Raw genomic sequence first — 21,848 nt, 5'->3', positions numbered from 1 at the left:
CAAAGGACTCGCATGCCGGCCCGTGATGCACTCCCTCCGCTGCAATGTCTGCGCGCCTTTGAAGCCGCTGCCCGTCACGGCAGCTTCACGCAGGCCGGACGCGAACTCAACCTGACCCAGAGTGCCATCAGCCGCCAAATCAAGCGTCTGGAGGATGACCTCGGCCGTCCGCTGTTCGAGCGTGATCCTGATGGCCTGCGCACCACCCCTGCCGGGGAAGACTATTATCGCGTGATTCGACGCGTGCTACGCGATCTCGCCGATGAAACCACTCGCCAGCGCCGCCGTGGCAATGAGCGTCAGCTCACCCTCGCCACCAGCCCGACTGTCGCCTCCACCTGGCTTGCCCGCAGGCTGACCGACTTTCGCGACGCCCACCCCGACATCGGACTGCGCATCCTGACGGTGGAAGACCCCTACCGCCTGGATCTCGCCGAATTCGATTTGGGCATCTACTACCACCTCAGCAACGAGATCGACCCGCCCGGCCTGAGTGCAGAGGCCATCTTCCATGAGGAAGATGTCATTGCCGTCTGCAGCCCTGCCTATCTCGAACGCTACGGCCCCATTCACGACGCCGAGAACATGCTCGCCAACCACACCCTGCTGGTGGTCGAGGACTTCTTCAAGGACTGGCTGACCTGGCAGCACTGGTATCAATCGCTAGGCCTCGAGTGGCAACCGCCAGTCCACAGCCTGCGCGCCAACAGCTATCAGCTGCTGGTCCATGCCGCCTTCGCCGGTCAAGGAGTCATCCTGTGCTGGTCACGCCTGCTCGGGGATGACATCGCACAGGGGCGCCTCATCAAGGCACTGCCTCATGCCCTGCCCAGTAGCGGCACCTTCTCGCTGCTCACTCCCCAGCATCGCCACATGAATCAGGCGGCGCAACGCTTTACCCGCTGGGTGTTGAAGACCGGGCCTACGCCTCAAGTGTCTCGCCATACAGATGATGGGAACGTTGCTGCCAGGCCGCCAACTCTTCCGCCAGATACGGCATGAAACGCTGCCCCTGACGCGAAATGGTGTGAAAGCGCGAGGTGACCAGCGCGACATCCAGGGTGATGGTCGGTGTGAAGGGCACGATGCGCAGATGGCAATCGCGGCGTGCCAGCATCGCCTCCGCCGTCACCGGGTCGATCAGAGCAATCCCCAGCCCTTCATTGACGAGCATCGCGACCGAGGGAAACAGATGGGTCTCGATGCTCGCCTGCAAGGTCATGCCGACCTGCTGGAAGGCACCCGCGAGTTTCAGAGTGCTCTGGTGATGCTGGTCCAGCGTGATGATGGTCTCCCCGGCCAAGTCCGCCGGGCTCAGTGATGCCTTCTCGACGAGAGGATTGCCTTCGGGGACCGCAAGTGCCATGCACAGCCGATACTCCTCGAGCACCAGCTCCTCGATGGCGGCGTCCGACTCGATCACGCCGAGATCGAACTGGCCCTCGGCGACCCACTCGGCGATCTTGCGCGAGCTGAACGTCTGTAACGACAGGCGGCTGTCGGGAAAATCGACCAGATAGCGCGCCATCACTCGGGGCATCACCGTGGGAGACAGCCCCGGCATCGAGGCCACGGTGAGCTTGCCGGCATGGCCGTCACGCAGCCCATCGGTCAGCTCATCAAGGTGGCCCACCGACGCCAGCACCTTGTCGACCCCCTCGGCCAGATGGACGGCTTCCGGCGTCAACTGTGTGCCGTAGTGGTTGCGGCGAAAGAGCAGAAAGCCGACTTCGCTTTCCAGATTGGTGATCGCCGTGCTCACCGCGGGCTGGGTGATGGCCAGGCGACGCGCTGCCTGGGAGAGACTGCCCGTACGTACCACTTCCTGAAAGATCTGCAATTGACGCAGGTTGTGTCTGAGTTTCATGACGGCTGGGCTCTCATCTCGTGGCAGGGCTCTCGTGGCAGGGCTCTTGTGGCAGGGCTCTTGTGGCAGGGCTCGCTTGGCAGGGCTCTCGCGGCGGAGCACTCATGTCCCGATTCTCGAGACTAGCCTTTCTCGGGCAGACTCTAAATTGTTCTTATGACTTAATAGATAGCCTTTAGTTGTACTTATACCCCCTGCGGGAGGAAGCTGACCAGACCCTCATAACCAACAACAAAGGGCCACAGACAATGCATATGATCGACCTCATGGGGCTATTGCTGTATTTCGCGATACTGCTCTACATCGGCTACCGCAGTGCCAAGAAGACCTCCAGCAGTGCCGACTTCGCCGTCGCCGGCAACAAGATCATCTGGCCGGTGCTGTTCGCCACGCTCGCCGCTTCCTTCCTCGGCGGAGGTGCCTCGATGGGCCGCGCCGGCAAGGCCTTCGATGAGGGCTACGCCTTCATGTTCGCGGCCTCCGCCTTTCCCATCGCCACCATCATCGCAGGCCTCTACATCGCACCGCGCCTCAAGCGCTATGCGGGCGCCCAGACGGTCGGTGACATCATGGCGCATCACTATGGTCGCAGCGCTCGCCTGCTGACCGGCATCTTCTCGGTGATCTTCTGCGTCGGCATCCTCGGCGCTCAGGCGCTGGCCATCGGCACCGTCTTCAATGCCATCCTGGGCATCGAGATCAGCACCGGCATCCTGATCGGCATGGCAGTGGTACTGGTGTACTCCACGGCCGGCGGCATGTGGGCCGTAATCCAGACCGACGTGGTGCAGTTCGTGATGCTCGCGGTCTTCCTGCCCATCACAATGATCGTCGGGCTCGACAAAATCGGCGGCCCCGATGCCCTGATCGCCGCGCTGCCCACCGAGCACTTCAGCATCATGGGCGATTACACGCCGCTGATGTTCATCAGCATCTTCATCGCCTTCCTGCTCGGCGAGACCCTCGTCCCGCCCTACACCCAGCGCGCCCTGTCGGCACCGGATTCGCGTCATGCCAAGATCGGCTACTCGCTGGCCGGCGGCTTCGGTCTGCTGTTCTATGCCGTCAGCTCCACCATCGGCCTGATTGCGCTGGTGCTCTATCCGCAGATCTCCCCCGATCAGGCCATGCCGGAACTGATTCGTGACGCCCTGCCGCTGGGCCTGACCGGTCTGGTGCTCGCCTCACTGCTGGCCGTGGTGATGTCGACGGCGGATTCCTACCTGAACTCGGCAGCGGTCATCTTCGTGACCGATATCTACAAGCCCTTCATCAATCCCGCCATGTCCGGCAAGCAGCAGCTGTGGATCGAGCGCGGCGTCAATCTGGCCATCGGACTGGGCGCCATCGTCTTCGCGCTTTACGCCACCTCGATCATCGATGCGCTGCTGCTGAGCTACGCGCTGTGGGCGCCGACAATCCTGCTGCCGTTCATTTTCGCCGTGCTGTTCAAGGTTCGCTGCAAGCGTGCCGGCATCGCCGCGATGCTCGCCGGGGCACTGGCTACCAGCGTCTGGAAATGGAGCAGCCTGGAACTTGAGGCATTGAGCGGCATCACGCCGCTGATCGCCGGCGTCATCGCCAATATCGTGGTCTTCACCCTCGTCTATCAGTTCTTGAACGCGGCGCCGGACCACAACGGCAAGAACGCCCCATCCCAGCCCACCCACTCCTGAGGACCTGACCATGTTCGGACTGACCCTGTATGTGATCTGCCTGCTGAGCATCCTCACCGCCGTGGGCATCGCCATCGCCTCCTGGAAGTTCTACCGCGACAACTGAGCCATCGGCAGGGCCTGCGCCGCTCGACCATGAGTATTCCCAGGCTCTGTCATGGCCCTCACACGGCCCTACCACCGTCTTCATCACGCCGATCATGTCGGGCAATCCGCCCGGCATGACCGGCAAAGAGAGTACGCGCGATGACCCCGCAATCCTCCGCCGCCGAAGCGGCGAGTCACGCCAGCATTGCCGTCATTGGCGCCGGCATCATCGGCTTGGCGACCTGCCGCGCCCTGCAGGCACGTGGCTGTCACGTTCGACTGTATGACCCGAACCCCATCGGCGAAGGCACCTCCTTCGGCAACGCCGGCCTCATCGCCAACTACGCCACCTCACCGATGGCCAGCGGCGATACCCTGCGTCAGCTGCCGGGCTACCTGCTGAGCAGGCAGCCCTCCCTTGCCATCGCCCTGCGCCACACGCCTGCCCTCGCAGATTTCGGCTGGCGCTTCCTCAAGGCGGCAACGCCCTCCAATTTCCAGCGCCACAAGGCGGACCTGATCGCCCTGCTGGCCAATGCCGTCGAACGACAGCATGCTCTGATCGATGATCTGCAGACCAGAGCGCCCACTGCACTGGCCAGCCAGACAGGCTGCCTGCAGATCCAGCGCGACACCGCCATCACCCCGGCATCGCTGGAGAAGATGGCCCAGGCGAAGCGCCATGACGGAGTCGAATGTCAGGCACTGGGCGCGAACCAGCTGCGGGATCTGGAACCGTCGCTCAACTCGAAGGGACTGGCAGGCGGCCTCTACTACCCTGATACCCGCCATCTCACCAGCCCGCTGTCACTCAGCCGCCAGCTCTTCGCCCAGCTCGAAGAAGGCGGCCTTGAATGGACGGCGCAGCAGGTCGACGCCCTCACGCCGCTTTCCAGTGGTGGCTGGCGCATCGACACCGCCGCCACCTCGCAGGAGGTCTCGCATGTGGTGATCTGCGCCGGTATCGCCAGCAATACGCTGCTGGCAGGACTCGGCAAGCGCCTGCCGGTGGTCAGCGAGCGCGGCTATCACATCGAACTCGCCACCTCGCTGCCACTCTCACGCCCGGTGGGCTGGCTGGCGCATCACTTCTACGCCTCGCCCATGGCCGCAGGCATTCGCCTGGCGGGCACCACCGAATTCTGCGCCCCATCGCGCCCCGCCTCCCCGCAGCGCTGGCAAGCCCTCAAGCAATGGGGCGAGACACTCTTCGGTCAGCCGCTCGACGTCGCCCGCCACTGGGTGGGCGTGCGCCACTCCACCCCCGATGGCCTGCCAGTAGTGGGAGAAATGCCTGGATGCCCCGGCCTGCTGCTCGCCTACGGGCACGGCCATCTGGGACTGACACTTTCAGCCGAGACGGGCGACCTAGTAGCCCGGATGGTGGCAGGCGAGCCCCTGCCGGAGTACACGCATAGCCTGTCACCGGTCAGGTTCTGCCAATGATCTCGCCTATCTGAGAGAGCTGGGTGAATGGCCTGGCCCATGAACGTGAAAGCCCCTGACAGGCGAACCTGTCAGGGGCTTCTTGTCTCTAGCGTCAGCGCAGAGCTTGTCAGCGCAGGCCACTTCAGCGAAGACCAAGTCACGGCTTGCCAGAAGGCCCTTCACACCCGTTCTTTCAGGAAGATGGTGGTTGTGGACGCACAGGCTGGGACGCGTACTCGACGCCATGCGCCTGCAGATACTCGCGGATCAACTGACGGACGACCTGAGACGGCGTCTGATCCTGCGAGGCACACAGCTGCTCGAAGGCCTGCTTCTTGTGCGGGTCAATCATCAGGGTCAGGCGTGCGGTCTTCTTTTCCATCTTCAGCTCTCCCGAAATCATTAACATCAGATGGTAATGCCGGGACGCCGATACCGACAAGCCAATCCTTGTGAACCCGCGCCGAACCTCTGGGCAAGCGAATGACGATCATGCTAATTACATGTTAATGTTTTTACCATATGATTATCATGTAATCATGACAGGGCAGTCCGTCACAGACGGCTGGCCTGCTGTCGCCTGACGCAGTGTCATGTTCGGACATGCCACGCCATGTCCTGATACGGCCAGCACCAGGTTCAGCGTCGAGATTCCCTCCGCGAGGACCCGCCCCGATGACCTCCAAGCGCTCTCCCATGCGCCTGCCCCCGATTGCCACCGGCCTGCGCAGTGCATGGCACTCAGGCTACGACCTCACCGATCTGCGTCAGGACATCCTGGCCGGGTTGACCATCGGCACCGTGGCAGTGCCGCTGTCCATGGCACTGGCCATCGCGGCCGGGGTCGAGCCACAGCATGGCCTCTATACGGCCATCGTCGCGGGGGCAATCATCGCCATGACGGGCGGGTCACGCGTCAACGTCTCGGGACCCACCGCGGCCTTCGTGGTGATCCTGTTTCCCATCGTTCAGCAGTACGGACTCGGCGGCCTGTTGATCGCCACCATGATGGCGGGGGCGATTCTGATACTGCTGGGGCTGACGCACATGGGGCGGCTGATCCAGTTCGTGCCCTATCCGGTCGTGCTCGGTTTTACCGCCGGCATCGCCGTGGTGATCGCCGTCCTGCAGGTGCCTGACTTTCTGGGCCTGAGTGTCGGACAGCTCAGCGAGCACTTCGTCGAGAATGTCGGGCATATTATGGCCGCCCTGCCGACGCTGAACCCTCATGAGCTCTCCATCGGGGTCTTTTCACTGGCCGTCATGCTGCTGTGGCCACGCCTGCATCTGCCCGTCCCCGCGCCACTGGTCGGCTTGATCGTCGGCGCACTGGCGGCCCATGCGCTCGAACTCGCCTTCGGCGGCGACACCCAGGGCCCGCTGGTGGAAACCATCGCCTCCCGCTTCAGCTGGGAAGCGGCGGGCAGCAGCGGCACGGGGATTCCGCCCATCGCCCCAACACTGGTGGCTCCCTGGCAGCTGCCCAGCGCGGATGGCCAGCCGCTGACACTGGATTTCGAGTTGATCCGTGAATTGATGGGGCCCGCCATCGCCATTGCCATGCTGGGGGCGATCGAATCCCTGCTGTGCTCGGTGGTATCCGATGGACTGACGCGAACGCGCCATGACCCGGATGCGGAGTTGATCGGCCAGGGGCTGGGCAATCTGATAGCGCCGTTGTTCGCGGGCATCACGGCAACTGCCGCCATCGCACGCACCGCCACCAACATTCGCTGCGGAGCCCGTTCACCACTGGCGGCAGTGGTGCATTCCGCGGTGGTACTGCTTGCAGTGATCGCACTGGCGGATCTGCTGGGCAAGGTGCCGATGGCAACATTGGCGGCGCTGCTGTTCATCGTCGCCTGGAACATGAGTGAGGCTCGCCACTTCGTGCATAGCCTGCGTTCCGCCCCGGGAGGCGATGTGGCGATCCTGTTGATCTGCTTCGGCCTCACCGTGCTGTTCAACATGGTGCTGGCGGTGGCAGTCGGCGTCGGTCTGGCGGCGGCGTTGTTCATACGCCGCATGATGCAGCTGACGCAGACCCGCCAGATCACCGACACGCCACAGGACGAGGCGCTTCGCCAGACACCATGCGAGGGAAGCGACAGCAGCGCCATCGCGCTCTACGACATCGATGGCCCCCTGTTCTTCGGCGTGGCCGAGAAGGCGCTGACCTCACTGCGCCTGGTCGATGATAGGGTCCGGGTCGTGATTCTCGACATGAGCGATGTACCGAGCATGGATGGTACGGCCATCGTGGCCCTGAAATCCCTGATCGATGACATGCGCCACCAGCACGTGGCGCTGGTCCTGTCGGGGCTCCCCAGCCATCTGATCGTCAAGCTGCGCCGGGCCGGCATTCGCAAGCGCACGGGAGAACTGACCTGGTGCCGCAACCTGCCACGCGCCTTCGCGGTGGCACGGCGCTGGCTGGCAGACGAGTGACGAGCGCAGCCATCACGGGGTCAGCATTGCTCTCCAGAGACGACAATGCCTCTGACCGGGAATGATCAGAGGCATTGTCGTGGAGCTGAAATGGCAGGTGGAGCGCCCGCACCCTGTGAAGCTAGGGCGTGTGCACCCCCTCGAACATGCGCCGACGCGCGCCCTCGAGATGGGCTCGCATGGCGCCTTCCGCGGCGGGTGAATCCTTGCCGGCGATCGCATCGATGATCGCCTGATGCTCATCCTGGACGATCCGCAGGCGCTCTTCGGAGGCACGCAGTGACAGACCGCGCGTCAGATTCATGCCTTCCTTGATGCTCTGATTCAGCGAACGCAGCACGGTGGCGTAGTAGTGATTGCTGGCGGCTTCGGTAATTGCGAGGTGGAACTCGAAGTCTTCATCCGAGGCACGATCGTGGTTGAGATTGGCCTGGTTGATGGCTTCGAAGCGCTGGCGAATGTGCTCCAGCTGCTCCGGGGTGCGTCGCAGTGCGGCAAGACCCGCCGCACTGGCCTCGACATTGGTGCGAAACTCGAAGCAACGCTGGATGTCGGCGATGCTGGAGATACGCGCAAATTCGAGCACGGCGCTGTCGGGTCGATTGATGACGAAGCTGCCGGAGCCCCGCCGCGAAACGACGAGATTGTCCTCGCGCAGCCGCGCCAGCGCATCACGCAGCACCGGGCGCGACACCTCATACAGCTCGCACAGGCGCGCCTCGGTGGGCAGCTTCTTGTTGACGGGGTAATCACCGCTGATGATGGCCGCCAGAATCTTCTCGTAGACCACCAGTGCCAGTGAATGCTTGGCTGCGTCACTCATCGTGTCATGTCGCCCTTTCTCATCACTCTTGGTCCACCTTCAGGCATTTCAAATGGTGTGCAATTCTACCGGAAACCCTGCCAGTTGAGGAAAGGCCACGGGACAGCGACGTTCCCCGGCGTCATCACTGCCGCTCGCCCACCCGCTCCACTCGGCTGACGTCCTTTCAGGCATCCTGGGGCTGAGTCGCTTCCTCTGCCTGCGGTGCCTTACGCCCTGCCTTCACCCCGTTGACGATGATCATGCTCCACACCGCCACCGCGGCGATGGCCAGCACCATGGCGATGGGACGGTCCACGAAGGCGGTCAGGTCGCCATTGGACTTGAGAATCGAGCGCATGAAGTTGCTCTCGACGATCGGTCCGAGAATCACTGCCAGAATCATCGGCCCGACCGGGAAGTCGTTCTCGGCCATGAAGAAGCCCATCAGGCCGATGCCGAGCATGATCCAGATATCGAACATGGCATTGTTGGCCGCGAAGGCACCGACGATGCAGAACATCAGGATCAGCGGGAACAGGATGCCGGTGGGAATCGACAGGATGTGACGCGCCCCGCGGATCGCCATGAAGCCCAGCGGCAGCAGCAGCAGGTTGGCCAGCACGAAGACCATGAAGATGGCGTTCACCAGCGGTGCCTGGTCAGTGAAGACATCCGGCCCCGGGGTGATGCCCTTGGTCATCAAAACGCCGATGATGATCGCCGTCACCGTATCGCCCGGGATACCGAACACCAGCGCCGGAATGTAGGCACCGGAGAGCGACGCATTGTTGGCGGAACTGGCCGACACCAGGCCCTCGGGATGGCCCTTGCCGAACTTCTCCGGCGTTCGGGAGAACTTGCGGCTGACGGCATAGCTGATCCAGGAGGCGATGTCGGCACCGGCGCCGGGCAGAGAGCCGATCACGGTTCCCAGTGCCCCACCGCGCAGCACGCCACCCTTGTACTTCCACAGGGTCGAGCCGACGCCCTCGAAGGGACGCTTGATGACCGGCGGCACGATCGGCGCCGGGTTGCGCGTCTCGGGCATGCGGCGAATCAGCTCGGAGATCGCGAACAGGCCGATCAGCACCGGCAGGATGGAGATACCGGCCAGCAGGTCGTAGTTGCCGAAGGTGAAACGCATCTGGCCGGAGACACTGTCCATGCCCACCATCGCGATGACCAGGCCCGCCAGCATCGAGATGCCGCCCTTGAGCGGATCACGCCCAGAGACGAGAATCGCGCAGGACAGCCCCAGCAGTGCCAGCCAGAAATACTCATCGCTGGTGAACTGGATGGCGAACTCGGCGATGCGCGGTGCGAAGAAGGCCAGGATCAGCACCCCGATCACGCCGCCGATCATCGAGCAGGTCACGTTGAGACCCAGCGCCAGGCCCACCTTGCCCTGCTTGCCCATCGCATAGGCCTCCTCGGTATAGACCGCCGAGGCTGGCGTACCGGGGATTCGCAACAGCGCCCCGGGAATGTCCCCGGCCACGATTGCCATGGCCGTGGCGGACACGATGGCGGCGATGGCCGGCAGCGGGTCCATGAAGAAGGTGACCGGCACCAGCAGGGCCGTGGCCATGGTGGCGGTCAAGCCCGGAATCGCGCCCATGAACAGCCCGAAGAGGGAGGCGGCCAGGATGATCAGCATCACTTCCCAGGTGAAGACCATCGTGGCGGCTTGCAGTAAGTCACTCATCAGTAGATCACCTTTTCCAGCAGTCCCAGCTCGAGCGGCACGTGCAGCAACTGGCCGAACACGCCCCAGATCACCCCTGTCGCCGTCACCGCGATGCCGGCAGCGGGCATCCAGCGTCGATGATGGAAGGTGTAGAGCAGCAAGGTGAGCAATACAAAGGACACCACGGGGAAGCCGACCACCGGGGTGAGGTAGATGTAGGCGATGATGGAGGCACAGATGGCCACCAGCGTCAGAATGAAGGTGATCAGCGGCACGGGGTGCTGCCAGGCAAACCAGACTTCACGATTGCGCAGCCCACGGACGAGCAGGATGGTCCCGAACAGTATCAGCAGTGCGCCGATAACGGTGGGAAAGGTACCGGCCCCATATTCCTGGCGCGGCAGGTTCTTCAAGTCGAGGGAGGCATATATGACGGCAGCCCCGAAGGCTGCCGTCACCACACCCGTTACCTTGTCGTTGGTACGCATGTGCGGTTACTCATAAAGACTCAGGGGGAAACGTTCGAACACGAAGCGATGCGACGTGCTCAGTTGGCCAGCCCCAGCTTTTCGATGGTGGCAGCGTTCTTTTCGTCCTGGTCTTTCATGAAGGCACGGAACCCTTCAGCGTCTTCCCACACGGTGCCGTAACCGCGACTGGCCATGAAGTCCTGGAACTGCTCGGACTTCCAGACCTTCTCGGTCGCTTCAGACAGGCGCGCGGTGACCTCTTCCGGCAGGCCCTCAGGGCCGACCAGACCACGCCAGGAACCCTGGCTCCACTCGGAGCCGGTCAGCTCCTTGGCAGACGGAATGTCCTCGAAGGAATCGACACGCTCATTGGCGAGTACCGCCAGCGCCTTGACGCGACCCGACTGGCGCATGGATTCGATTTCCGGCAGCGAGGAGAACACGATATCCACGCCACCGGCGGCCAGTTCCTGCAGGCCCGGTGCCGCGCCTTCGCTGGGTACCAGCGTCACGTCATTCGGGTTGATGCCCTGCTGATCCAAAAAGCCCGCGAAGGACAGATGGTAGGCCGCCCCCGGCGCAGAACCGGACACGGTGTAGTCACTGGGGTTGGCCTTCAGCGCCGACAGCGCATCATCCAGCGTCTTCCATTCGGAATCGGCATTCACGGTGAAGGAGGCGTAGTCCAGGTTGAGCAGCGCGATCGGCGTGAAGTCCTCATAGGACAGCTGCGCGGTGCCGATATGCTGATAGGTGGCGATCTCTGCCGTGCCAAGCCCCAGGGTATAGCCGTCGGGACGCGCCATCTTCATGGCCATGTGCCCCACCACTCCGGAACCGCCGGTCTTGTTGACCACATTGACCGGCTGACCGAGCTCTTCCTGCAGGCCCGCCGCCAGCTGACGACCGACCGCATCGGTACCACCACCGGCAGACCAGGGCACGATCAGCGTGATGGGCTTGTAGGGATAATCGGCTGCCATCACCGCGGAAGCGGACAGGGTCAGCACGGAGGCGCAGAGGACTTGTGACAATTTACGCATGGCGAAGACTCTCTCGTTGTCTTGTTATGGAGGCGTTGCGTGGCTGTGTCGATTGTGGCGTTGCAGCGTGGGGCAGCCGCTTTGAGGGTTGGCGATGACTGCCCCGAATACGCAGATCAGTGTCAGCGGGATGCACGAATTTTACAAGTTATGACAACTTGAACTTTAGACCAATCCAAAAATGGACGGCAGGGAGGTAGCGGGGATTGTAGGTCGTGACGGGCTGGCCGGATCAACCCCTAGGATAGCCGACCCCGGCCCCTGCGACCCTTATCCAATGGCCGCAACATCTTGAGGATTGTCGGCCGAGAAGCATCGCTTGAATTGCCACAAACCCCTGATTTATCGGCTTTATCAGAGATTTTACGACAAATCAGTCTCTTGCTTGATGCGCACAGTCCCCTCCCCCTTCAGCCCCGGTCAGCACCGCGCGAGCCAGGCCTCAGGACAGCCTTCTCATGTCAGTCGAGAGGCGGGACTGCACTAAAGCACTATTCGACAGTTGTCATTATTTGTTTGTCGATCCTGTTTGTCTGGGCTAAGGTGACTCGTGCCGAGAGGGAGCCGATGCTCGCCGCAGGCCCCTCCACCTTTCATTCGCCATGCCGCCTCCAAGAGCGTACGGCTTTCCACCGTCAGGAATCCCACATGTTCACCGATCTCAAGCAGAAGAAAGTTCTCATCACCGGCTCTACCAAGGGCATTGGTCTGGCTGCCGCTGCCGCCTTCGCCCGTGAGGGTGCCGTGGTCGGCATCAACAGCCGTCAGCAGGATGACGCCGCGCGTGACGCCATCGCCCAGCTGGAAGCCACCGGGGCACGCTTTGAATATTTCGCACGTGACCTGTCCACCAGCGAAGGCTGCGCCGCACTGGTGGAAGACTTCACCAAGGCCTTCGGCGGCATGGACGTGCTGGTCAACAACGCCGGTGGCCTGGGCGTGCGTGCAGGACTCGAGAGTCTGGACGATGCCGCCTTCGACCTGGTGATGGACCTGAACCTGCGCTCCGCGATCATGACCACCAAGTACGCCATGCCGCACCTGAAGGCCTCCGCCAAGGACTCCGGCACCACCGCCAGCGTCATCAGCACCGGCTCCATCGCGGGTCGCGAAGGCGGCGGTCTGGGCGCCTCCCTGTACGGCGGCACCAAGGCCATGCTGCACAACCTGCATCGCAACTGGGTGAAGGAATTCACCAAGGACAACGTGCGCTTCAACATCGTGTCGCCGGGCACCATCGATACCGTCTTCCATGCCGACAAGAGCGAAGAGCTGCGCACCAAGATCGCCGGCAGCATCGCCATGGGCCGTTTCGGCACCTCCGAAGAATGCGCGCCGACCTTCCTGTTCCTCGCCTCGCACGCCACCAGTGGCTACATCACCGGTCAGGTGATCGACATCAACGGCGGCCAGATGTGCCCGTAAGGCATATCGCTTGTCACCTTCAGCGCGGTGGAATGACGTGAAGTGACGCGCAACCCCCAAGGCGGTGACGCCTCGACCGGCCTGGCCCACTGCGCGTCCTACGCACAGCACCTACCACGCACCCCAGGCCCCACGCACCGTACGTCCCACGCACAGCACGCCCAACGAAAAGAGAGACGCCTCATGTCACCTTCCGATCAGACGACACTGCGCGGCCATCAGCTCATCGGCCAGCAGAGCCTGCTGGCTGACGGCAAGCCGGTTCATGCCATCAATCCTGCCAATGGCGAGCGACTGGACCCCGCCTATCCCGCCGGTGGTGCCCGCGAGGTGGAGCTGGCCTGCCAGTTGGCGCATGACGCCTTCGACAGCTTCCGGGAGACGGACGCCGAGACCCGCGCCGGCTTCCTCGAGACCATCGCCGAGGAAATCGAGGCCATCGGCGAGCAGATCACCGAACGCGCCCTTCAGGAAACCGGCCTGCCGCGCGCACGTCTGGAAGGCGAACGCGGCCGCACCTGCGGTCAGCTGCGTCTGTTCGCCGGCGTCGTACGCGCCGGCGAATGGCAGGATGTGCGCATCGACCCGGCCATGCCGGAACGCAGCCCGATGCCACGTGCCGACCTGCGCCAGCGGCGCATCGGCCTCGGCCCCGTAGCGGTGTTCGGGGCCAGCAACTTCCCGCTGGCCTTCTCGGTGGCCGGTGGCGATACCGCCTCGGCCCTCGCGGCGGGCTGCCCGGTCATCGTCAAGGCGCATTCCGCTCACCCGGGCACGTCCGAGCTGGTCGGCGGCGCCATCCAGCGTGCCGTGAAGCGCTGCAACCTGCCGGAAGGCGTCTTCTCGCTGCTCTACGGCAGCGGCAACACCCTGGGCCAGGCACTGGTCAATGACCCGCGCATCCAGGCCGTGGGCTTCACCGGTTCACGCAGTGGCGGCACGGCACTGCTCAAGACCGCCCAGGCCCGTCCTCAGCCGATTCCCGTCTATGCCGAGATGAGCAGCATCAACCCGGTACTGCTGATGCCGGCTGCGCTGGAAGCGCGCGCCGAAGCGCTGGGACAGGCCTTCATCGCCTCGCTCAACATGGGTGCCGGCCAGTTCTGCACCAATCCGGGGCTGGTGCTGGCGCTCGAAGGCGAGGCGCTGGAGCGCTTCCTCAACACCGCCGCCGACAATGTCGCGGCCAGTGCCTGCCAGACGATGCTGACGCCGGGCATTCACGACGCCTACCGCGGTGGCGTGGAGAAACTCTCCGCCCTGCCTCAGGTACAGGAAGTGGCGCGCGGTGCGCTGGATGGCGACAACGCAAGCCCGTGTCAGACCGCGCTGTTCCGCACCACCGGCAGCGACTTCCTGAGTGAAGCCGCATTGCAGGAAGAAGTCTTCGGCGCCAGCTCGCTGGTCATCGCCTGTCGCGATCTGGACGAGATGCGTGCGGTCTGCGAGCACCTGGAAGGCCAGCTGACCGCCACCCTGCATCTGGACGATGCCGATATCGATGCCGCGCGCAGCCTGATGCCGGTACTGGAACGTCGCGCTGGGCGCATCCTCGCCAATGGCTGGCCGACCGGTGTCGAGGTCTGTCAGGCGATGGTCCACGGCGGCCCCTGGCCTGCCACTTCCGACAGCCGCACCACCTCGGTGGGCAGCGCGGCGATCGAACGCTTCCTGCGTCCGGTGTGTTACCAGGACCTGCCCGAAGCACTGCTGAGCCCGACCCTGCGTGACAGCGCCGACCTGCCACGCCTGGTGGACGGCAAGCGCCAGCACTGAGTCGCGCCATCACTATCGGTACAGCACTACCATGACGGCGCGGCTTCGCCAGCCGCGCCGTCATGCCTGACAAATACAAGGAATGTCTCCAAGACAAAGGACACGCCATGATGTCTGAGCAAGCCAGCGCGTCTGCGACGCCCACCTCTTCCCCTTCTTCCTCGCCACTGGAAATCCTCGCCTTCGGCGAAGCCATGGCCATGCTGGTCGCCGAGAGCGAGGGAGATCTTGCGCACGTCTCACATTACGAGCGCCGTATCGCCGGGGCCGACACCAACGTCGCCATCGGCCTCGCCCGCCTGGGCTTTCATGTCGGCTGGCTGAGCCGCGTGGGTGACGACAGCCTCGGGCACTATCTACGCCAGACCCTGCAAGACAATGGCCTGGACTGCCGCCATCTGACCCGGGACAACGAGGCGCCCACCGGCCTGATGTTCAAGGCGCGCGCCAGTCAGGGCGAAGACCCCCATGTCGAGTACTTCCGCCAGGGCAGCGCCGCCAGCCGCATGAATGCACGCGATGCCGATGGCATCGATTTCAGCGCCCTGCGCCACCTGCATGCCACCGGCATTCCGCCGGCCATCTCCCCCAGCTGCCGCGAGCTGTCCTTCCACCTCTTCGAGCAGGCCCGCGCCTCAGGCGCCAGCATCTCGTTCGACCCCAATCTGCGCCCCACCCTGTGGTCGAGCGAGCGTGAGATGCGCGACACCCTCAATCAGCTGGCAAGCCGCGCTGACTGGGTGTTGCCGGGACTGGCGGAAGGCGAACGCCTGACCGGCCACAAGACCCCCGAGACCATCGCGGGCCACTACCTCGAACAAGGTGCCAAGGCCGTCATCATCAAGCTCGGCCCCGAGGGCAGCTATTACCGTGGACTGATCGGTGGCCAGGAAGCCGCCTTCAGTGTCCCCGGCCAGCGCGTCGACCAGGTCGTCGATACCGTCGGCGCCGGCGATGCCTTTGCGGTGGGTGCCATCAGCGCCTTGCTCGATGGACTGTCACCTGAAGCTGCCATGCTGCGCGCCAACCTGCTGGGCAGTCGCGCGGTGCAGGTGCGCGGTGACATGGAGGGCCTGCCGGATCGCCAGACACTCACGGCGATCGAGAACGGAGAGGCCGCCAGTCTCGTGTCCTGAGCCGCGATCTGCGCCTGTCGATCCGCGCCTGTCGATCCGTTCGTGTCGAACGCTCATGAACTCAAGGAGACCTCCATGCACGCACAGCACTATTCGCCCCAGGGTGCCAGCCAGATGGCCAGCGACGCGGCCAACCCCCTGCCCCGCCGCAAGGTCGTCGTGCTCAAGGCACTCGACGATGACCAGATGAGCACCCTGCGCGAGCATCATGATGTCGTGGTGTTGCCGGAGGGCCTGTCCGCACAGGCGCGGGAAGACGCGCTGCGCGATGTCCTGCGAGATGCCCACGGCCTGATCAGCTCAGGCCATGTGATCACGCCAGCGCTGCTGGACGCCGCCCCTGTACTGCGGGTGATCTGCTCGGTCTCGGTGGGCTATGACAACTACCCGTTGGAGGCGATGAACGCGCGCGGCATCCTGTTGTGCAATACCCCGGATGTACTGACCGAGACCACGGCGGACACCGGCTTCCTGTTGATCATGGCCACGGCGCGGCGCGCGGTGGAGCTGGCCTGCAAGGTTCGCGATGGCCAATGGACAGCGAGCCTCACACCGTCCCACTTCGGCACGGATGTGCACGGCAAGACGCTGGGCATGATCGGCATGGGGCGCATCGGCGCGGCGATCGCGCGGCGCGGCGCGCTCGGCTTCAACATGCGCATCCAGTACTCGAACGCCTCCCCCAAGCCTGAGCTGGAAAGCGAGATTGGCGCGACCCGTGTCGAACTGGACTCACTGCTCAAGACCAGCGACTTCGTGTGCGTCACCGTCCCGCTCAGCGAGCAGACCGAACGCCTGATCGGCAAGCGCGAAATGGAGTTGATGCCCGCCAGCGCCTTTCTGATCAACATCGCCCGCGGGCGCGTCATCGATGAAGGCGCCTTGATCGAGTGTCTCGAGCGCGACGGCATTCGTGGGGCGGGGCTGGATGTCTTCGAGCAGGAACCGCTGCCGGCAAGCTCGCCGCTGACACGCCTGCCTCAGGTCGTGGCGCTGCCGCATATCGGCTCGGCGACCCATGAGACCCGGCGCGCCATGGCGCGGCGTGCGCTGGACAACCTGCTGCTGGCGCTGGCAGGCGAATCCCCCTTGAGCGCGGTCAATGAAGCCCACTGGACGCGCCGCTAGCACGGGCTGCCAGACCAAAGTGCTGAAGGGATAGCCGAGGGATTGCTCTATGCTGACGACAAGGAATTGGAACAATCCAAAACGCCAGCGCCCCAGCCCAGGCTTGGGATGACAACAAGAAAATGCCCAGGAACGACGCCATGAAAGCGCCCATCACGCCCCCCCCTGCTCGGGAAGATGCCGACCCGTCATCACAGGCCTCGTCATCACAGGGCCATTCAACCCAGGGCGCCTCGAGCAGCATCACGCTCCAGGATATCGCGGCCCACGCCAAGGTCTCGCGCAGCACGGTCTCGCTGGTGCTGCGCGAAAGCCCGCTGGTGGCGAAGCGCACCCGCGAGAAGGTCCAGGCCTCCATCAAGGCGCTGGGCTATGTCTACAACCGTGGCGCCGCCGCCATGCGTGGCAGCCGCACCGCCACCCTGGGCGTGGTGGTCTATGACATCGCCAACCCCTTCTTCGGCTCCATGGTCGCGGGTATCGATGCCGCCCTGCATCAGGAAGGCTATGTGTCATTTCTCGCCAACAGCGAGGATTCCCCCGAGCGTCAGCAGCGCTTCATCGAGCGCATGCGTGAACATCGCGTCGATGGCCTGCTGCTGTGCCCCGCCGAACACACGGACCCCAACCTGATCCATCAACTGGCCGACTGGGGCATGCCCTGCATCCAGGTGATGCGCTATCTGGACGCGCCGCCCTTCGATTACGCCGGCACCGATTTCCGGCGCGTGGCCGAGATGGCCGTCAATCATCTCGTCAGCCTGGGCCATCAGCGCATCGCCTTCATCGGCGGCGCGGATCACTCAGTCAGCCATGACCGTTGGCTGGGCTATCAGGCCGCGCTGGACCGCCACGGCCTGGCCTATCGCCGCCTGGTACGCGGCAATGGCGTGACCCGACGCGTCGGCCATGAATTGATCAAGAGTCTGATGCAGGAAAGCCCGCGTCCGACGGCGGTGGTCTGCCACAACGACCTGGTGGCCTTCGGCGCTATGCTGGGCCTGCGCCAGATGGGGCTCGAGCCCGGCCGCGACTGCGCCGTGATCGGCACCGATGACGTCGAGGAAGCCGAACTGGGCGACCCGCCCCTGACCAGTATCGCCACGCACCCCTACGCCATCGGGGAGCAGGCGGCGCGCCTGGCCTTGCGCCGGATCGCCAACCCCGGCGGCGAGCGAGAGAGCGTCATCATGCCGCCGGAACTCAAGATACGCCGCTCCTGCGGGAGTCCTGACGACGCCAGCGTCGCGACGCCCCCAAAAGAGTGATACCAAGCTTCAGCTGAACGGCACGTCATGCCTGGAGAGCATCGACAAGCCTCACAGCACCCGAGCATGGACCGGCCGTCTGGAGACTGTCGGTCTGGCAAGCGCAACACGGCAAGACTGCAAGACCAGAAGATGCAAGGCACAACAACAAACAACGCCAAGGAAAACGCCATCATGCTGAATTGGATCAATCCAACCAATACCTCTCGCTCTATCTCCACCTCTACCTCTATTCCCACCTCTCCCTCCCAGCGCTCACGTCTGGGCTCCCGGCTGGGCAAAGGGCTAGGCAAGAGCCTGGCCATCGCGGCCACCACCGGCACCCTGCTGGGTGCCACGCTCGGTGCCTCGGCCAGCGCCCAGGCGATGGAACTGCGCTTCGGCCACGCCGGCACCGAAGATACCGCCTATCAACTCGGCGCCGAGCGGCTGCGCGACCTGCTCGCCGAAAAGACCGATGGCGACATCACCATGACCATCATGGGCAACTCGGTGCTGGGCCATGAGACCGAGATGTTCGAGCAACAGATGGCCGGCGCGCTGGACATGTCCATCGTGAGCCCGGGGCTGATCACCGACTTCTCGCCCACCGCCAACGTGTTCACGATTCCCTTCCTGTATCGGGATGTCGATCACTGGCAGAAGGTGCTGGATGGCGATATCGGCCAGGAGATCGCCCAGAAGATCAGTGACGAGACCGATGTGAAAGTGCTGGCCTACTTCGGGGGCGGCAAGCGACATATCGTCAGCTCGCGCGAGGTCACCTCACTCGATGAACTTGAGGGCCTCAAGCTGCGTACCAACCCGACCAAGCCGCTGATCGTCGCCTGGCAGGCACTCGGGGTCGAACCGAGCGTGGTGGCCTGGAAGGAGATCTACACCGCCATCCAGCTGGGCGCGATCCACGGGCTGCTCAACGAGCCGGAATGGACCCTACGCATGCGCTTCCACGAAGTCGCGCCCAACATCGCGCTGTCCGAGCACGACATCACCGTGCGCCTGCTGACCATGTCCAAGATGTCCTGGGACAACCTGGATGAGCAGCAGCAGAAGACCCTGATGGAATCGGCCCATGACGCGGCGGCCTATGCCCGCAAGGTGCAGCTGGAGCAGGACGCGGATGCTCTCGCCGAGCTCGAGAAGCAGGGCGCCAAGCTGCATGAGATCGACCGTGAGCGCATGCAGGAAATCGTGGCTGAGCCGCTCAAGGAAGTGATCGCCGAGATGGGCCTCAAGGAAATCTACGACAAGGTGCGTGCGGTCAAGTAAGCCACGCCTGGGGGCAGCCCTGCAGCGTCTGGCTGCCCCGCCGTCAGGTTGGCTTGAATGATCTCGCCGCCTTGCGTCGAGCTCCCTCCCCCCTCGCACTCTTCTTGAGGACAGTGCCATGCATCCTGTGCTCTCAGGGCTTTCGCGCCTGAACCGGACGCTCGAACGTCTGCTCTATCTCGTCTTGCTGGCGCTGCTGGCAAGCTTCATCGTCTTCATCATCTATCAGATCGCCAGTCGCAATCTGGCCTTTCTGCCGCGCCTGTTCTGGACCGAGGAATTCAGCCGCTTCGCCTTCCAGTGGATGGTGATGCTGGGCACCGCGGTCGGGGTGCTGCACGCCGATCACTTCGTGCTGGAAGCCTTTGCGCGTGGCAGCCGTGCCGATCTCGTCACGCGCTGGATCCGTGATCTCGCCTGCCTGTTGCTGGGGGTACTGTTCATCGTGCACGGCAAGGACTTCGCCCTTTCCGGTCTGCGCCGCAGTGCGATGGCCTCGGGACTGTCGATGATCTACGTCTACTCGGTATTCACCGTCAGCGGCATCTTCATCGTGCTGTTCAGCCTGCAACGGCTGCTGCATGCCTGGCTGCACGGCATGCAAGCCATGGAGAAGGCGCTCAATACGCCCAATGAGGCGGAAGAACTGGCAATACCGGAGGAGACGGCAGCGGTTCTGTCTCCCGCCATCGCCAGCCATGCGCATGGCGCGACTGATCGGAGGCCCCTGTCATGATGCCAATGGACTGGCTCTACCTGATGCCCTGGCTGCTGTTCGGCGTGCTGGGCGTGTTGATCGTGATCGGCATCCCCATCGCCATGGCGCTGGTGCTGACGGCGACGACCCTGATTCTGCTCGACCCGCGCCTGACCTACTGGATCATGTTCCAGCGCATGTACAACGGCATGGATTCTTTCGTGCTGCTGGCCGTGCCGCTGTTCCTGCTGGCCGGCAACCTGATGAATGCCGCCAGGATCACCGATCGTCTGATCACGCTGTGCATGCGTCTGGTCGGCCACTTCCGTGGCGCGCTGGCTCACGTCAATGTGCTGGTCAGCATGCTGTTTGCCGGGGTGTCCGGCTCCTCCACCGCCGACAGTGCCGGCGTGGGCACGGTGCTGATTCCGGCCATGAAACGCGAAGGCTATCCAGTCAGCTTCGCCGTCGCGGTCACCGCGGCCTCCTCCGTGATGGGCACCATCATCCCGCCGTCGATCAACATGATCGTATGGGGCGCGCTGACCAATACCTCGATCGTCGGCCTGTTTCTGGGCGGTATCCTGCCCGGCGTGATGATCGGCGTGGCTCAGCTGCTGCTCAATACCCGCTATGTCCGCCGCTATGATGTGCCGGTGCGCAAGCGCGCCACCCTCAAGGAGCTGGCCAGCTCCGGCAAGGATGGCCTGCTGGCCGCCGGGATTCCGATCGTCATCATCGGTGGTATCACCCTGGGCATCGTGACCCCCACCGAGGCCGCGGTGATCGCGGTGGTCTATGCGCTGGCACTGGGTTTCGTGGTCTATCGCGAGCTGGATCTCACCAAGTTGCTCAATGCTTCCACCGATACCGTCAGGCTGTGTTCGCTGTCGCTGTTCAGCCTGGTGGGCGCGGCCATCTTCGGCTATCTGATCAGCTTCTATCAGATTCCGCCCAAGCTGATGGCGGGCGTCAGCATCACCGACCCGACGGTGCTGTTGATCGTGATGACCATCGTGCTGCTGGTGATCGGCACCTTCATGGATGCCCTGCCCGCGATGGCGATCATGGCGCCCATCTTCTATCCGCTGGCGATGTCGGCAGGCGTGCACCCCGTGCAGTTCGGTGTCATCGGCGTGATGGCGCTGGGGCTGGGCCTGATCACGCCGCCCTACGGCCTGTGTCTGATGATTTCCGCCAAGATAGGCGGCATCCCTCTGCTCAAGGCCATGGCGACCACCATGCTGTATCTGGGCGTGATGCTGGCCGTGATCCTGCTGATGATCCTGTTCCCGGAATTCGTGTTGACCATTCCGCGCCTCATCGCCCCTGACTTCGTCTGACCCGGCGCATTATCCGGACATTCCGAAAACTGTTTGAGGAATGTCCGGAACTGCCAATTTCTCGTCCTCGCACACCTCCCCGCCTTCCCCTAGCGGCTCATTCCTGCACGCCTCACCCCAGCGGGCCGGGCCGCACTAGCGGCACGAACCCGCACCAAAAGCGCGCCAACGTCGTGATCTGTCGAGAAATCCTCCTCGATTCAGGGTGATCGTCACGCCACAGGTCATGGCATCGTCTTGAGCCTTTGCGCCGATAACACGCCCAAGATGAACGGCCGATTATCATGCTTTGATT

The 21,848-nt window shown here is 63.6% G+C and carries 18 protein-coding genes; 12 read left to right on the top strand and 6 right to left on the bottom strand.

Going from position 1 to position 21,848, the window contains the following annotated elements; all coding sequences use genetic code 11:
• Positions 1-12: 12 nt before the first annotated feature.
• Positions 13-1,002 (top strand): LysR substrate-binding domain-containing protein, encoded by a 990-nt coding sequence (locus QD208_RS03300; protein WP_279835608.1) that lies wholly within the window; start codon positions 13-15, stop codon positions 1,000-1,002.
• On the opposite strand, the gene QD208_RS03295 is transcribed toward QD208_RS03300, so the two are convergent.
• Complete coding sequence (locus QD208_RS03295; RefSeq protein WP_279835606.1) at positions 923-1,867, bottom strand: LysR family transcriptional regulator; 945 nt, start codon at positions 1,865-1,867, stop codon at positions 923-925. The two genes, QD208_RS03300 and QD208_RS03295, sit on opposite strands and share 80 nt — an antisense overlap.
• A 248-nt stretch (positions 1,868-2,115) precedes the next feature.
• Here QD208_RS03295 and QD208_RS03290 point away from each other — a divergent pair, with 248 nt between their 5' ends.
• Both QD208_RS03290 and QD208_RS03285 read left to right on the top strand, forming a co-directional pair.
• A complete protein-coding gene (locus tag QD208_RS03290; protein ID WP_279835604.1) occupies positions 2,116-3,543 on the top strand; it encodes a sodium:solute symporter family protein in 1,428 nt (475 codons plus the stop codon).
• A 246-nt stretch (positions 3,544-3,789) separates the two neighbouring features.
• Entirely contained in the window at positions 3,790-5,076 is a 1,287-nt protein-coding gene (locus QD208_RS03285; RefSeq protein ID WP_279835602.1) for an FAD-dependent oxidoreductase, read from the top strand.
• A gap of 175 nt (positions 5,077-5,251) precedes the next feature.
• Here the strand turns inward: QD208_RS03285 and QD208_RS03280 are convergent, their stop codons facing one another.
• On the bottom strand, positions 5,252-5,440 hold the full coding sequence (locus QD208_RS03280) for a CopG family transcriptional regulator (RefSeq protein ID WP_077377572.1): 189 nt from the start codon (positions 5,438-5,440) through the stop codon (positions 5,252-5,254).
• A 293-nt stretch (positions 5,441-5,733) separates the two neighbouring features.
• Here QD208_RS03280 and dauA point away from each other — a divergent pair, with 293 nt between their 5' ends.
• Positions 5,734-7,506 carry a C4-dicarboxylic acid transporter DauA gene (dauA, locus tag QD208_RS03275; RefSeq protein WP_279835600.1) on the top strand — a complete coding sequence of 591 codons (1,773 nt, stop codon included), beginning with the start codon at positions 5,734-5,736 and terminating at the stop codon, positions 7,504-7,506.
• A 121-nt stretch (positions 7,507-7,627) separates the two neighbouring features.
• Here the strand turns inward: dauA and QD208_RS03270 are convergent, their stop codons facing one another.
• The 4 genes from QD208_RS03270 to QD208_RS03255 all read right to left on the bottom strand — a co-directional run bounded on the left by QD208_RS03270 (position 7,628) and on the right by QD208_RS03255 (position 11,511).
• Complete coding sequence (locus tag QD208_RS03270; protein ID WP_279835599.1) at positions 7,628-8,329, bottom strand: FadR/GntR family transcriptional regulator; 702 nt, start codon at positions 8,327-8,329, stop codon at positions 7,628-7,630.
• 166 nt (positions 8,330-8,495) lie between these two features.
• Complete coding sequence (locus tag QD208_RS03265) at positions 8,496-10,016, bottom strand: tripartite tricarboxylate transporter permease (RefSeq protein ID WP_043334188.1); 1,521 nt, start codon at positions 10,014-10,016, stop codon at positions 8,496-8,498.
• Positions 10,016-10,486: a tripartite tricarboxylate transporter TctB family protein gene (locus QD208_RS03260; RefSeq protein WP_052384646.1), complete on the bottom strand. Its 471-nt coding sequence runs from the start codon at positions 10,484-10,486 to the stop codon at positions 10,016-10,018. The genes QD208_RS03265 and QD208_RS03260 overlap by 1 nt, the downstream gene beginning before the upstream one ends.
• 59 nt (positions 10,487-10,545) lie before the next feature.
• Complete coding sequence (locus QD208_RS03255) at positions 10,546-11,511, bottom strand: tripartite tricarboxylate transporter substrate binding protein (protein WP_043334189.1); 966 nt, start codon at positions 11,509-11,511, stop codon at positions 10,546-10,548.
• A 648-nt stretch (positions 11,512-12,159) separates the two neighbouring features.
• Between QD208_RS03255 and QD208_RS03250 the strand changes: the two genes are divergently transcribed.
• The 8 genes from QD208_RS03250 (at position 12,160) to QD208_RS03215 (ending at position 21,553) form a co-directional block, all read left to right on the top strand.
• Entirely contained in the window at positions 12,160-12,936 is a 777-nt protein-coding gene (locus QD208_RS03250) for an SDR family NAD(P)-dependent oxidoreductase (protein WP_279835595.1), read from the top strand.
• 183 nt (positions 12,937-13,119) lie between these two features.
• Positions 13,120-14,712, top strand: coding sequence for an aldehyde dehydrogenase (NADP(+)) (locus tag QD208_RS03245; protein WP_279835593.1), 1,593 nt, complete (start codon positions 13,120-13,122; stop codon positions 14,710-14,712).
• 107 nt (positions 14,713-14,819) lie between these two features.
• Positions 14,820-15,848, top strand: coding sequence for a sugar kinase (locus tag QD208_RS03240; protein WP_279835591.1), 1,029 nt, complete (start codon positions 14,820-14,822; stop codon positions 15,846-15,848).
• 75 nt (positions 15,849-15,923) lie between these two features.
• Entirely contained in the window at positions 15,924-16,976 is a 1,053-nt protein-coding gene (locus QD208_RS03235) for a D-glycerate dehydrogenase (RefSeq protein ID WP_279835590.1), read from the top strand.
• 140 nt (positions 16,977-17,116) lie between these two features.
• The gene (locus QD208_RS03230) at positions 17,117-18,244 is read left to right on the top strand and encodes a LacI family DNA-binding transcriptional regulator (protein ID WP_279835589.1); all 1,128 of its coding nucleotides are present in this window, start codon (positions 17,117-17,119) and stop codon (positions 18,242-18,244) included.
• Between the two features lie 174 nt (positions 18,245-18,418).
• The gene (locus QD208_RS03225; RefSeq protein ID WP_279835588.1) at positions 18,419-19,513 is read left to right on the top strand and encodes a TRAP transporter substrate-binding protein; all 1,095 of its coding nucleotides are present in this window, start codon (positions 18,419-18,421) and stop codon (positions 19,511-19,513) included.
• 118 nt (positions 19,514-19,631) lie between these two features.
• Positions 19,632-20,249 (top strand): TRAP transporter small permease, encoded by a 618-nt coding sequence (locus QD208_RS03220; RefSeq protein ID WP_192839303.1) that lies wholly within the window; start codon positions 19,632-19,634, stop codon positions 20,247-20,249.
• Positions 20,246-21,553 (top strand): TRAP transporter large permease, encoded by a 1,308-nt coding sequence (locus tag QD208_RS03215; RefSeq protein WP_279835587.1) that lies wholly within the window; start codon positions 20,246-20,248, stop codon positions 21,551-21,553. The genes QD208_RS03220 and QD208_RS03215 overlap by 4 nt, the downstream gene beginning before the upstream one ends.
• Positions 21,554-21,848 lie beyond the last annotated feature (295 nt).

Origin of the sequence: Cobetia sp. 29-18-1 (assembly GCF_029846405.1) — a bacterium.
In the GTDB taxonomy this organism is placed as follows: Bacteria; Pseudomonadota; Gammaproteobacteria; order Pseudomonadales; family Halomonadaceae; genus Cobetia; species Cobetia amphilecti.
This window is presented reverse-complemented; position numbering and strand designations above follow the sequence as displayed.